Origin of the sequence: Sorangium sp. So ce1504 (genome assembly GCF_051521635.1) — a bacterium.
Taxonomy (GTDB): domain Bacteria; phylum Myxococcota_A; class Polyangia; order Polyangiales; family Polyangiaceae; genus Sorangium; species Sorangium cellulosum_B.
The window spans coordinates 6,522,715-6,535,722 of the sequence record NZ_CP150365.1 but is presented as its reverse complement, the minus strand read 5'-3'; the positions used below and the strand labels follow the sequence as shown (position 1 = coordinate 6,535,722).

The window sequence follows — 13,008 nt, the reverse complement described above, 5'->3', positions numbered from 1 at the left end:
GCTCCGTGCGTGCGGGGCCCGCAGATCATCACGGGTGGACTCAGACGGCGTGGCGGCGTCCGCGCCAGCGCCTCGGCGGTACGGGCGGCTCGCGAAGCGGGAGACTTCCCAGTCCCTCGCGGCCTGTGTGGAGACAAGTGTCCTGTGCGGCGGCCGCACGTGCAAGGCGGTAGCCGCCAGAGACGTCACTTCGGATCGGGGAACGGAGAGCCGGGCTTCTTGTGGTCCGTCAGGCTCTCGTCGGGCTGGGAAGCCTCGACCATCTCGTCGACCGGCGGCGCCTCGGCGTGCTCGGCCAGGAAGCGCGTGTCTTCGCGGACCATCGGAGGGGGCGGATCGCCGATGAGCTCGAGCTCGGTGGCGAGCCACTGCTCCTCTTCGATGAGCGCTCGACGGCGCGGATCAGTCAGGTCGCCTTGCCAGTGGTCGAGCTCGGTGTCGACCTCCTTGAGCCGGCGGCGTACCCTCACGACGTCGACGTCGTCCTTCACCGCGAAGCGCTCGGTGAGGAGCAGCGCGGTGTCACCGGCGACCTCGACGAAGCCATGATGGACGGCCAGGCGGTGCTCCTGGCCGTTCTGATGGTAGGTCACGAGGCCGGTCCGGAGCGCGGCGAGCAGCGGGAGGTGACCCGGGAGCACACCGAACTCGCCGGCGACGCTCGGCGCGGTCACGTCCGTGACCTGCTCGCGCAGCGCGAGACCGGTCGGCGTCACGATCTCGAGGAGGATTGTGTCGGCCATGGCTGCGTCAGGACGCCCTCTGCGACGCCTTGGCCTTCACGTCCTCGATGCCGCCCACCAGGTAGAAGTCCTGCTCCGCGACATGGTCGAGCTTGCCGTCGAGGATCTCCTCGAAGCCCGCGATCGTGTCCTTGAGCGGCACGAGCTTGCCCTCGAGCCCGGTGAACTGGGCAGCCACGAAGAACGGCTGCGACAGGAACTTCTGGATCTTGCGGGCGCGCGCCACGACGAGCTTGTCGTCCTCGCTGAGCTCGTCCATGCCGAGGATGGCGATGATGTCCTGGAGGTCCTTGTAGCGCTGCAGCGTCTGCTGAACGCGCCGCGCGACGGAGTAGTGCTTCTCACCGACGATCTGGGGATCGAGCATCGTCGAGTTCGAGTCGAGCGGATCGACGGCCGGGTAGATGCCGAGCTCCGAGATCGCGCGCGACAGCACGGTGGTCGCATCGAGGTGGGCGAAGGCCGTGGCCGGCGCGGGGTCGGTCAGGTCGTCCGCGGGGACGTAGATCGCCTGGACGCTGGTGACGGAGCCCTTGGTCGTCGAGGTGATGCGCTCCTGGAAGGCGCCCATCTCCGTCGAGAGGGTCGGCTGGTAACCGACGGCGCTCGGGATGCGTCCGAGGAGCGCGCTCACCTCGGAGCCGGCCTGGGTGAACCGGAAGATGTTGTCCACGAACAGGAGGACGTCCTGCCCCTCCTCGTCGCGGAAGTGCTCGGCCACGGCGAGCGCCGAGAGCGCGACGCGGGAGCGAGCGCCCGGGGGCTCGTTCATCTGGCCGTAGATCAGCGCGGCCTTCGAGATGACGGGGCTGCCGTCCGCGAGCTTCGACTCGCTCATCTCGAGGAAGAGGTCGTTGCCCTCGCGCGTCCGCTCGCCGACGCCCGCGAAGACGGACACGCCGCCGTGCGCCTTCGCGACGTTGTTGATGAGCTCCAGGATGAGCACCGTCTTGCCGACGCCGGCGCCGCCGAAGAGGCCGATCTTGCCGCCCTTGCGGTAGGGGGCGATCAGGTCGATGACCTTGATGCCCGTCTCGAAGACCTCGACCTTGGTCGACTGCTCGATGAACGGGGGCGGCTCCCGGTGGATCGGCGCCATCTTCTTGGCGTGCACGGGCCCGGCTTCATCGATCGGCACACCGACGACGTTCAGGATCCGGCCGAGGCACTCGTTGCCGACCGGCACCATGATGGGCTTGCCCGTGTCGCGGACTTCCATCCCGCGCACGAGGCCGTCGGTGGAATCCATCGCGATCGTGCGCACCGACGACTCGCCGAGGTGCTGGGCGACCTCGAGCACGAGGTTGTCTGGCTCAGCCGAGATGCTCGGGTTGCTCAGCTTGAGCGCGTTCAGAATCTTGGGCAGCTGGCCAGCCGGGAAATCGACATCGACGACCGGTCCGATGACCTGGGTGATCTTTCCAACAACCATGGAGCGGGAGTCCTCCTCGTACGTGCTTTGACGAGTCGCGGGGCCCACTAGCACGGACCTGCGCGTCCGACTAGTGCCGTCTGCCAGAAATTCTGCGGGATTTTTGACGGCCGCGTCGCTGCGGACGCGCGGTCGTGGGCGTGTTTTCCGGGGGCTGGGCTCCACGCGGGACGTCCGGGGGCGACGTCCATCTCGCATCATTCTCCGGCTCCGGCGAGGGGGCGCCGGCGCGCGGCGGGCGCTCAGCGTCCTCTGGGGGCGGCGATCCGCGCAAACGCCTCCACGCTGAGCGTCTCGCCGCGAGCGTCGAGCGAGATGCCGGCGTCCTTCGCGTGCCGCTCGAGCTCCTGGGAGGACCAGCCATAAAGGTTCTTCCAGGCGTTCCGGAGCGTCTTGCGGCGCGCCGAGAACGCGGCGCGCACGGCCGCGCGGAAGGCGTCCGTCTCCTCGGCGCGCCGCGGGCGCCACGGCGTCAGCACGACGACCGCCGAGTCGACCTCGGGCCTCGGGTAGAACGCGCCGGCGCGCGCGATCAGGAGGCGGCGCACGTCGAACGCGGCCTGCACGAAGACCGAGAGCGCGCCGTAGTCGGCGCTGCCCGGGGCGGCGACCAGACGATCCGCGACCTCGAGCTGCACCATGAAAACCGCGCGATCGATCTGATGCGCGACGGTGGTCGCCTGCTCGAGGAGCCGGCCCGTGATGTGGTACGGGAGGTTGCCCGCCACCGCGTGCGGCCGCGCGTGACCGGAGAGCGCGCCGACCCAGTCGACCTGCGCTGCGTCGGCCTCGAGCAGCGTCAAGCGGCCTTCCTCGAGCGGTCCAGCGAGCTGCTCGCGCAAGATCGGGACGAGGTCGCGATCGCGCTCGATGGCGACGACGTGCGTGGCGCGATCGAGGAGCGGCCGCGTGAGCGCGCCGAGCCCTGCTCCGATCTCGATCACCGCGCCGCCCTCCGTCGTCGTGGCCGCCTCGGCGATCCGGCGCGCCGCATCGACGTCGACGAGGAAGTTCTGCCCGAACCCCTTCTTCGGGGAGAGACCGCGTGTGCGCAAGAGCTCTGCGATGGCCATCGCCCGTCCTTAGATCTGCGGTGGGTGCGCCCCGTCGTGGGCTACGTCTGCGGCTCTGTTCGGCGCGGCCGTCGCGCGCAGCCGCACCACGCGCACGCCGACCTTGCGGAGCACGGCTTCGCGGCGGGTCTGAGCCACCCGCGCGCGGATGAGCACCGCCTCGGCCGCGATCGGCGCGAGCTCCTGGAACGCCTTGTTGGACGGCGTGGGGCCGCTCTGCCCCTCGTCGCCGTCGCTCTCCTGCGGTCGCGGCGCCTCCCAGGGAGGCCCGAGCCCTGGCTCGAGATCCGGGAGCGTCCACACCACGTGAACAGCCTTCCGCGAGAGCCGACGCACGGCCTCCGAGAGCTGGCCCAGCTGTGCGTCGGCCGGAGGCGACGCGAGGACATAGACCATGCTCGCGCGCGGCTTGACGCGCGCGATGTGCGTGAGCGATTCGGCGACCGCCACGGCGGGATCGCGCCGATCCGGCTCGGCGCGCGCGGGCGACTCGATGCCGTAGCTCGCGAGGTAGCGGCGCAGCGTCCGTTCGCGCTGCGAGCGCCCGAGCGGCGCCGGCGCCGAGAACGGCGCACGCGCGCGCATCGACTCCGCGCGGGCCGCCAGCCGGTCGAGGTCGCCGCGGCGCAGATCGTCGAGCCCGCGCGCGTCGAGCGGCCTGAGGTGCTCGATGACGCGCGCCGCGACGTCCGACTCGTCGAGCTCGCTCCGATCCGCGTCGTACGTGCCGCACCCGACGGTGAGCGCTTGCGCGATCTTCTGACCATGCCCTGGGCCGTGATCGGGCGCGATCGTCACGCGCGGGCCGGGGGCCAGGACGATGAGCCCGACGCGATCGCCGCGCCCGAGGTGCCTCGTCGCGATGGCCGCGGCCTCGTCGATCATGAGATCGAGCGGAGCGCGGCCGAGCGGACCCGCCCAGAGCTCCACGGCCGCATCGACGAGGACCCAGACCACATCCCGCTCCTCGCGCTCGAACTCCCGCACGAGCAGTGTGCCCCGGCGCGCGCTGGCCTTCCACGCGATCTTCCGGAACGGGTCCCCCGGCTGGTGCTCTCGCAGCTCGCGCAGGTCGTCTCCTTCGCCGCGTACGCGCCCGGGCTTGCCAGAGGCTGCGAGGAGGTGACTGCGTCCTCCGCGCGGCTGCGTCAGGTACGGCATGAAGGGCCGCGGGAGCACCTCGATGCCATACGGGTTCGCGAAGGTCAGGGGCACCTCGAAGAGGCCCGGGGCGCCGTGGACCTCGAGCGCTAGCCCGTGGAGCCCGTGCTGGCCGACGCGCGGCGTTCGTACGATGACCTTCACCTTGAGCCGACCCGAGGCGGAGACTTCGCCGCGGTTCGGCTCGATGCGCACGTCGAGCTGCGACGAGGCGATGGTGCGCAGCTTGACGTAGCGAGCCGCGAGCGTGTCGCGGTTCCGAACCTCGGCCTCGATCTCGACTGTGCCTCCGCGCGCGGAACGGAGGATCCGCCGCGAGCCGCCCCAGAGCATCTCGAACCCAGCCGCGCGGATGCGCGCCACCGACACCAGCGTCACGCCGCGGGCGAGCGCGATCGCGACCAGGATCGCCCCGCCCCAGCCGACGATCGCCGGTTCGCGCGCGATGAGCCCGGCGCCCATGACCGCGACGCCGGCGATGGCCAGGTGGGCGGCGGTGCGCGTGGGGTAGAGCTGCATGCGGATCTACGCCGGCCGCGCCGCGCGCCGGTACCCCACGCGCTGAACCGCCTCGTCGACGATCGTGTCGCGCGCCTTGGGATCCACGTCGGCCTCGGGTACCAGCACCAGGCGATGGGCCAGCGTCGCTTGTGCCATGCCGCGCACGTCGTCCGGCGTGACGAACGGGCGCCCGCCGATCACCGCCGCCGCCTTGGCCGCCTGGACCAGCGCGAGCGTGGCCCGCGGCGATGCGCCGAGCAGCACGCGAGGGTGCGTGCGCGTGAACGCCGTGAGGTTCACCGCGTACTCGTACAGATCGTCCTCGACGTGGATCCTTCGCGCGACGCCCTGCAGCATGAGGAGGTCCTGGACGGAGAGCGTCGCCCGCGCCCGCGGCGCCTCGACGTTGTGCGCGCGGAGCATCGCCACCTCGTCCTTGTGCTGCGGGTAGCCGAGGCTCACGCGGATGAGGAACCTGTCGATCTGCGCCTCGGGCAGCGGGTAGGTCCCCTCGAGATCGATCGGGTTCTGAGTCGCGAGCACCATGAAGGGCGACGGCAGCTCGAAGCGATCGCCCTCGATCGTCACCTGTCGCTCCTGCATGGCCTCCAGGAGGGCCGACTGGGTCTTCGCCGGGGCGCGGTTGATCTCGTCGGCGAGCACGAGGTTCGCGAAGATCGGACCGGGGCGCAGCGTGAAGGTCCCCTCCTTGGGCGACAGGACATAGGTCCCCGTGATGTCGGCGGGCAGGAGGTCGGGCGTGAACTGGATCCGCCGGACCGACGCGCCCAGCGTGGCCGCGAACGCCTTGACCAGCGTGGTCTTCGCGACGCCGGGGACGCCCTCCAGCAGCACGTGCCCCTGCGCGAGCAGGGCGGTGAGCATCAGATCGATCGCGCGCGACGAACCGATGTAAACGCGCGTGATCTCTCGCCGGACCGCCTCGATCCGCTCCTTTGCCGCGGAGATTTCGTCGACGGCGACGGCCTGAACCTGGTTCATCGAGCGCCTTTGTCTGGGTGGGGTGGTGCGAGCTTCGCGTCTGTTGGCGACGGCGACGCCGTCGCAGGGTCGGGGGGCGCGCTGGGGTGACGTCCGCGCGGCGGCTTCCGGCCGTCGGCGCCGCAAGTCGCGAGGACATGCCGCACGACGTCGGCGGCGTGCACGAGCGCGGGCCTGGACACGTTCGCCGGTTTGCCGGCGACGACGGACGCTTCGACTCGGTACATGGTGCCCAGAACATCCTTGAAGGCCGAGAGGGCTCGCTCGTCAAGAGATCCCTCTCGCGCGACGAGCCGCGCGACCGTCTCCTGCGCCGGATTCGCCTCCAGGCCGAACCGCAAGGACAGCGCCTCGAACAGGGCGCTCTTCAGCTCGAGGAACGCGAGGCCCCGCGGGGAAGAGGGGGCGGCGAGGACGGCCAAGCGCCCAGCTGCGCCTCCCTGAGCGACGAGCGGCGTCGGACGGGCGTACCGGGGGAGCGGGCTCCGGTAGGGCCGTGCGGAGGCGCGCGCGGTCCAGATGGCGAGGCCGAGGCCGGCGAGCGCCGCGAGCGCGAGGAGGGCGCCGCCCGGAAGCCCGTCGCGGCGGGCGTCCTCGACGGCGCTCGCGAGCGCCTTGACCTGCGCGTCGAAGTCCTTGCGGAGCGACGTCTCGCCGCCGAACGAGCTCTCTTCGTCGAACCGGTTCGCGACGATGTGGAGCCGCCCTCGGCGCGGCTGAGCCCCATCCTCGTCGACCAGGTAGCGCGTCAGGCCCGAGGCGAAGGCGCGGTTGCCCGGGTACCTGAGCATCATGTTCATCAGCGCGGACGGGTCGCCCATCGCGAAGAGCCGGCCCTTGCCGACCTGCCCGGCGACGGCGAGGATCACGTCCGGCTCGCTGACGGCGCGGATCCGCAGCACGGGCGAGAGGTTCGGATGCCGGAGGCCGGTCGCGTGGTTCGTGACGAGCCGCTCCACGTGGCTGACGACGGGGTGCCGGCCGACGGAGTGGCCCCCGACGGTGTCGGCGACGGGCTCCGCGATCGCGAGGGAGGGCCGGTTCCGGAGCGCGGCGAGCGGCCGGGCTGGCGTCGGGATGCGCTCGATCTGGAATCGCCGGAGCGTGTCGTCGCCGCGGCCGAAGTCGTCGATGATGGCGAGCCGTCCGCCGGCCTTCATGAAGGAGGTCGTCTCGTCAGCGTCGAGCGTTTGCAGCGGGTGGAGGACCAGGATGCCGTCCTCTGGGCCGACCTGGCTCCAGTCGAGCACAGCGACGGGGTGGACCCTCGCGGCCCCCAGCTCCGCGCGCGCGATCTCGAGGAGCTCCGAGCAACCCTCCCAGCTCGGGTCGTTCACGTCGAAGGCGGCGCCCGCTGCTCGGGCGGGCGCGAGCAGCGCCATCAGTGCGACCAGCGCCGCCAGGAAGGAGCAGGACGTGCCCTGCGAGCGCACCGGCCGACGCCGATCTTCCCGAACAAGTTCGGAAGCGGAGCCGGAACCGGAACTGGAACCAGAACCCGACCCGGGACCGGACCTTGAGCCTGAGGAGCATGCGTGCACAAACCACGCGCCGTGCCGCGTCATGAGCGCTGCGAACATACCACTGTCGGCCCGACCGATAACCTTGACCCGCCATCCCACATTGCTAGATTCGCTTCTAAGAGCGGGGTGCTTTCTCGCAGACCTCGTTCCACCAATTCAGCCGAGCACTCTACGAGGTGGAGGGGTTAGTCGATGCTTCCTCCGTTCATCATCGAGCAAATACGGCAGCGCGAAGAAGAGAAGGATCGGTCCAGAAGAGAAGAAATTCGACCGCGCCTCGAGCTGCCGATCGAACGCTACCCCGCACCTCGTCGTCTTCCGGACTCGGAAGAGGACGATCCCAACCGGGGCGTCATCATCCTCGATCTGGGCTGACGCCACGTGTAGCACGCGCTCCCGCGTGAACCCCCTGGAAGCGCTGCTCCAGCAGCGTGTCCTGGATGACGTACCTTCGAGACATTCCCCGTTTTCCTCGCAAATTCCACGAAGTTCGCGACCGTGCGTGCACGCGGATCTCGGCTCCGCGCTCGCACCGGGCTCGTCCGGCGAGGACGGTTGGCGACTGGGCGAGCGGGGCTTCGAGCAGGCAGCGGGGGCCCGAAAGTCGTCCTCCGCGGACGTGCCCTGCTCGTGCGGGGTTGACCCTCGGCAGGATCTTCGCCTAGGTTGCGCCCCCACTTCTGGCGCGGAGCACTGAACGAGCTACGCTCCGGCGCCTCCAGAGCAAGCCGTGCACAACGTGGGCACGGGCTCTTCCATATCGATCGAGGTTCTACAGATGGCCGTTCATATTCGCCTCGCCCGCGCGGGCACCAAGAAGACGCCCTTCTACCGTATCGTCGTCGCCGACCAGCGCAGCCCGCGCGGCGGCAGGTTCATCGAGCGGCTGGGCACGTACGACCCGCGCAGGACCGAGATCCGCCTCGATGTTCCCCGCGTGAGGCACTGGATCTCGAACGGCGCCCAGCCGACGCACACGGTGGCGCTGCTCCTGAAGCACCCTGGGCTGGCCCAGGCGGCCGCTCCCGCGGACGCCGCGAAGTAGCATGGCCTCGTCGACGTCTCCGCTGGTCGATCTCGTCGCGCTCGTTGCCCGCGCGCTCGTCGATCAGCCGGACCGGGTCGTCGTGCGCGAGGTCGCGGGAGACCGCTTCCCCCGGATCGAGCTGACGGTCGCGCGCGAGGATATCGGCAAGGTGATCGGCAAGGACGGGCGCACAGCGCAGTCGATCAGGACGTTGCTGAGCGCCGCCGCGAGCAAGTCGGGGCGCCGCGCGCACCTCGACATCCTCGACTGAGACGAGCCCGACGTGGAGCGACGCTACGTTCCCGTCGCGGAAGTCGCCCGTCCGCACGGCGTTCAGGGGGAGCTGCGGTTGCGCCTCTACAACGAGGCGTCCGACCTGCTCCTCACGCGCCCTCCGATCAGGCTGCGCCTTCCCGACGGCTCTGCGCGGGACGCGAAGATCGTGGCGACGCGGCCCGTCGACAAGGCGTTGCTCGTGCGGATCGCCGGGATCGACGATCGGGACGCGGCCGAGGCCCTGCGCGGAGCGACGTTGTGCGTCCCTCGGGACGCGTTCGCGCCGCTCTCTGAGGGCGAGTTCTACGCCTGCGACGTGGAGGGGGCGCGCGTGATGACGCCCGATGGCGATCTGCTCGGGCACGTGAGGTCGCTCCAGTCGTACCCGACCTGCGATGTGCTCGTCGTGGAGAGGCAGGGCGCAGATTCCATCGAGATCCCGCTGACCGAGAGCTTCGTCAGCAGCGTGGACGCGGAGCGGCAGGTCGTCCAGCTGGCGACGCTGGAAGGCCTCGTCTGAGCCGCCGTTCCGCGCAAGGGAGCCCGCCTCGGCAAGTGCGATGCGCATCGACGTAGTCACCCTGTTTCCGGAGCTGTTCGAGGGGTTCCTGGCGATCGGCATGGTCGGGCGCGCGCTCGCGTCGGGTGCGCTCGCCGTGCGGACGCGCAGCCCGCGTGAGTTTGGCCTCGGCCGACACCGGAGCGTGGATGACACGCCTTACGGCGGCGGCTCCGGCATGGTGATGCGCGTCGACTGCATCGTCCGCTGCCTGGAGGCGCTCGACGAAGCCGCCGCCGGAGGCGATGCGTCGAGCGCGCCTCCCGGGGCCGACGCGACGGCGTCCTCGGGGCCTCTGCCGCGCGCGCACCGGGTGCTGCTCACGCCGCAGGGGCAGCCTTTCCGTCAGGAGAAGGCCATCGAGCTCGCGGCGCGCCCTGCCGTTGCGCTCGTTTGCGGTCGCTACGAGGGGTTCGACGAGCGGGTGCGCGCTTTCGTCGACGAGGAGATCTCGCTCGGCGACTTCGTGATGACCGGCGGCGAGGTTGCGGCGATGGCGGTGATCGATGCGTGCGTGCGCCTGCTCCCAGGGGTGCTCGGGAACGCTGTGTCGGCGGAGCACGAGTCGCACAGCCCCGCGCTGTCAGGGCTCCTGGAGTACCCGCAGTACACCCGTCCCGTTGAGTTCCGTGGGCACAAGGTGCCCGACGTGCTGCAGCAAGGAAACCACGCGGCCATCGCGCGCTGGCGACGAGCGGAGGCCGAGCTGCGCACGGCCCAGCGCAGGCCCGACCTCTGGCGCAAGGCGCATGGGGGAGAGCCGCCCCAGGACGAGAGCGGCGAGGCGCGGCGATGAGGCTCGCGCTCGCGCTCGTTCACTACCCCGTGCTCGACCGGTCCGGGGAGACGGTGACCACGGCGATCACGAACCTCGATCTGCACGACATGGCGCGGAGCGCGCGCACATACGGCGCCGAGCGGCTCTTCGTCGTTCATCCAGTCGCCGCTCAGCGCGCGTTGGCAGAGCGGATCAAGGAACACTGGGTGATCGGCTCCGGCAAGCGCCGGATCCCGGATCGCGCGGTCGCGCTCGATGTGCTGAGCGTGGTCCCCAGCCTGGACGACGTGTACTCCGCGCTGAGCGGCGCAGGTCGGCGCGGTGTCGAGGTCTGGACGACCGCGGCGGCCTCGCGAGGGCTCCCGGTGACGAGCTACGCAGCGACCCGCGCGCGCCTCGCGCAAGCGAGCGATCCGGTGGTGATCCTGTTCGGCACAGGCTGGGGCCTCGCGCCAGAGGTCATCGCCGATGCCGACGTCCGGATCGAGCCGATCAGGGCGGAGGCGAGCACCGGCTACAACCACCTGAGCGTGCGCGCGGCGTGCGCGATCACGCTCGATCGGCTGCTCGGCGACCGGAACGCCGGGTGATCTCGCGCGGCGCGCGGTCGTCGAGCGTGGCGCCAGCACCGCCGCGCGCCGTTCCGGTCCATCCTCCTGCGATGAGCGAGCGCGAGGCCGATCGTCCCGCCGGGGAGGCGAGCGCGGCGCGACTGATGCCCGACCGGCTGGTGCGCGAGCAGGCGTTCGCGCTCGGCTTCGACGTCGTGGGCGTCGCGCGCGCCGACGAGCCCCTCGGGGTCGAGCACGCACGGTACGTGGAGTTCGTCGCGCGCGGCATGCACGGGGAGATGGGGTACCTCGCGGAATACGCGGAGCAGCGGCGCCGGCTGGACACCAGCGCGATCCTCGAAGGAGCACGCTCGGTCGTGTGCGTCGGCCGCAGGTATGCGCGGCCCAAGGAGAGCGAGCGGCGCGACCCGACGCTCGCGCAGAGCGTCGCGCGGTACGCGCGCGGGCAGGACTATCACAACCACCTGAAGCGGCGGCTCCGGCGGCTCGCGGCGTTCATCCGCTCGCTCGCGCCATCCGTGCTCGCGCGGCCGCTCTGCGATGTCGAGCCGGTGATGGAGCGCGTCTGGGCGGCGCGCTCTGGCATCGGTTTCGTCGGCAAAAACGGGCTGATCATCACGCCGGGGCAGGGGAGCTACCAGCTGCTCGGCGAGGTGGTCACCACGCTGGATCTCGTCCCCGACGTGCCCATCGCGGAGCGCTGCGGATCGTGCACGCGCTGCCTCGACGCGTGCCCGACGCAGGCGTTCGACGCGCCCTTCGTGCTCGATCCGCGGCGCTGCATTGCGTACCTGACGATCGAACAGAGGAACGCGCCGGCCGAGGCGCTGCGGTCCGGCATGGGTGAGCACCTCTTCGGCTGCGACGTCTGCCAGGAGGTATGTCCCTTCAACAGGACCGCGCCCCCGCCCCTCGAGCGCACCGCGCCGTTCCATCCTCTGGCCCGATGGGAAGCGCGGGACGTCGACGACCTCGTGGCGCTCGACGAGCAAGCGTTCGACGCGCTGACCGTCGGGACGCCGGTCCGGCGCGCGCGACGCGGCGGGCTCGCCCGAAACGCGACGATCGTCGCTGCGAACCGGCTGGCGAGCGGCGCAGAGGGCGCGGCGGCAGCGAGCGCGAAGCGCGCGCTCGTCGCAGCGCTCGCTCATGACGACGCATCGGTGCGCGAGGTCGCCGCGTGGGGGGTGAGCCACGCAGGGGGCGGCGAGCCGGCGGGCCCGGGCGCGCCGAGACCTGACGGGTCGAACGAGGATCCCGGTGCAGGTTGAGGCGCGCTGCCCGCCGCGATCGAACTCGGCGCGGGAGCGCGGCGGTGCTCGGGCGCTCTTCGCGGGGGCCCGATGATCCGCTACGGTGTGCGCCGGCAAAGCGCCGCGCGCACGAGCACCAACGTGGATCTCCCCTCCAGGCTCCGAGCGCTCCTCGACGATCTACGCCGGCACGATTCCGTCCTCTGGCGGCGGGCAGTCGACGCTGGGGTGACCTACGGCCCGGACCTCCTCGTCCGGCACAGCCCTGCGTTGTTCGGGCTCGTCGTCGGCGCGGTGTTGCCGGAGCAGCGGCGGGCCGTGCGCAGGAACCTCCGGCTGGCGCTGGGCGAGCGGGGGACGCTCGACGAGTACCGCGACGTCGCCCGGGTGTTCATCAACTTCGCCAGCTGTCTCACGGACGCGTTCATCGCGGGCAGCAGCCGGCCCGATCGGCTCACCGGCCTGTGCGTGAACGACGAGCACTTCACGAACGCGTTCCAGCGGGGCCTCGGCGTGATCGTCGTCACGGCGCATACCGGCGGCTGGCAGGCCGCCGCGCCGCTGCTGCGATCGGTGCACGCTGCCGACGTGCTCATCGTGATGCAGCGCGAGCGCGACCAGCGAGCGCAGGCCATCCAGGACGGCACGCGAGATCGGGTCGGCGTACGGATGCAGCACGTGGCCGACGATCCGCTCGCGGTGCTCCCGCTGCTCGCGCACCTCAGGCGGCAGGGCGTCGTGGCCATCCAGATCGATCGACTTCCGTCCGGGATGCGCGGGCGCGACGTCGAGCTCTTCGGGCGACCCTGGCGCGTCCCGGAGGGCCCGCTTCAGCTCGCGGCGGTCAGCGGCGCGCCGATCGTCCCCGTGTTCACGCGGCGGACCGGCTTCATGGAGTACGAGATCTGCATCGCGCCGCCCATCTCGCTCCCCCGCAAGCCAGGATCGTCCGAGCTCGACGTGGCAGCGCGGCAGATCACGGCGGAGATGGAGCGTTTCCTCCGGGACAACCCGACGCAGTGGTTCCACTTCGAATAAATCAAGGATTTTACTCCCCAAATGAGAAATCGCGCCGCCGTCGGGCACGCGCTGCATCGGCGCGCAAGGT

The 13,008-nt window shown here is 70.9% G+C and carries 14 protein-coding genes; 8 read left to right on the top strand and 6 right to left on the bottom strand.

The genetic code is table 11. The annotated features are described in order from the left end of the window. Positions 1-185: 185 nt before the first annotated feature. From atpC to WMF39_RS24445, 6 genes are all read right to left on the bottom strand, one after another. Positions 186-743: an ATP synthase F1 subunit epsilon gene (gene atpC / locus WMF39_RS24470; RefSeq protein WP_437747861.1), complete on the bottom strand. Its 558-nt coding sequence runs from the start codon at positions 741-743 to the stop codon at positions 186-188. 7 nt (positions 744-750) lie between these two features. Next, on the bottom strand, positions 751-2,175 hold the full coding sequence (gene atpD / locus WMF39_RS24465; protein WP_437747860.1) for a F0F1 ATP synthase subunit beta: 1,425 nt from the start codon (positions 2,173-2,175) through the stop codon (positions 751-753). A gap of 242 nt (positions 2,176-2,417) precedes the next feature. After that, a complete protein-coding gene (rsmA, locus tag WMF39_RS24460) occupies positions 2,418-3,248 on the bottom strand; it encodes a 16S rRNA (adenine(1518)-N(6)/adenine(1519)-N(6))-dimethyltransferase RsmA (RefSeq protein ID WP_437747859.1) in 831 nt (276 codons plus the stop codon). 9 nt (positions 3,249-3,257) lie between these two features. Then, positions 3,258-4,928, bottom strand: coding sequence for a DUF58 domain-containing protein (locus WMF39_RS24455; protein WP_437747858.1), 1,671 nt, complete (start codon positions 4,926-4,928; stop codon positions 3,258-3,260). A gap of 6 nt (positions 4,929-4,934) precedes the next feature. After that, on the bottom strand, positions 4,935-5,912 hold the full coding sequence (locus WMF39_RS24450; protein WP_437747857.1) for an AAA family ATPase: 978 nt from the start codon (positions 5,910-5,912) through the stop codon (positions 4,935-4,937). After that, positions 5,909-7,345, bottom strand: a complete 1,437-nt coding sequence (locus WMF39_RS24445; protein ID WP_437747856.1) for a DUF4350 domain-containing protein — start codon at positions 7,343-7,345, stop codon at positions 5,909-5,911. The genes WMF39_RS24450 and WMF39_RS24445 overlap by 4 nt, the downstream gene beginning before the upstream one ends. A gap of 282 nt (positions 7,346-7,627) precedes the next feature. On the opposite strand from WMF39_RS24445, the gene WMF39_RS24440 reads away from it, so the two are divergent. From WMF39_RS24440 to WMF39_RS24405, 8 genes are all read left to right on the top strand, one after another. After that, a complete protein-coding gene (locus tag WMF39_RS24440) occupies positions 7,628-7,810 on the top strand; it encodes a hypothetical protein (protein WP_157906850.1) in 183 nt (60 codons plus the stop codon). A 403-nt stretch (positions 7,811-8,213) separates the two neighbouring features. Continuing rightward, positions 8,214-8,480 (top strand): 30S ribosomal protein S16, encoded by a 267-nt coding sequence (gene rpsP / locus WMF39_RS24435; protein WP_012237071.1) that lies wholly within the window; start codon positions 8,214-8,216, stop codon positions 8,478-8,480. A 1-nt stretch (position 8,481) separates the two neighbouring features. Then, the gene (locus WMF39_RS24430; RefSeq protein WP_012237070.1) at positions 8,482-8,733 is read left to right on the top strand and encodes a KH domain-containing protein; all 252 of its coding nucleotides are present in this window, start codon (positions 8,482-8,484) and stop codon (positions 8,731-8,733) included. Positions 8,734-8,745: 12 nt separating this feature from the next. Then, positions 8,746-9,258: a ribosome maturation factor RimM gene (rimM, locus tag WMF39_RS24425; RefSeq protein ID WP_437747855.1), complete on the top strand. Its 513-nt coding sequence runs from the start codon at positions 8,746-8,748 to the stop codon at positions 9,256-9,258. A 40-nt stretch (positions 9,259-9,298) separates the two neighbouring features. Next, on the top strand, positions 9,299-10,093 hold the full coding sequence (gene trmD, locus WMF39_RS24420) for a tRNA (guanosine(37)-N1)-methyltransferase TrmD (protein WP_437747854.1): 795 nt from the start codon (positions 9,299-9,301) through the stop codon (positions 10,091-10,093). Continuing rightward, positions 10,090-10,665 carry an RNA methyltransferase gene (locus tag WMF39_RS24415; RefSeq protein WP_437747853.1) on the top strand — a complete coding sequence of 192 codons (576 nt, stop codon included), beginning with the start codon at positions 10,090-10,092 and terminating at the stop codon, positions 10,663-10,665. The genes trmD and WMF39_RS24415 overlap by 4 nt, the downstream gene beginning before the upstream one ends. 71 nt (positions 10,666-10,736) lie before the next feature. Further along, a complete protein-coding gene (gene queG / locus WMF39_RS24410; protein WP_437747852.1) occupies positions 10,737-11,918 on the top strand; it encodes a tRNA epoxyqueuosine(34) reductase QueG in 1,182 nt (393 codons plus the stop codon). A gap of 72 nt (positions 11,919-11,990) precedes the next feature. Beyond that, entirely contained in the window at positions 11,991-12,938 is a 948-nt protein-coding gene (locus WMF39_RS24405; protein ID WP_437747851.1) for a lysophospholipid acyltransferase family protein, read from the top strand. Positions 12,939-13,008: the final 70 nt, after the last annotated feature.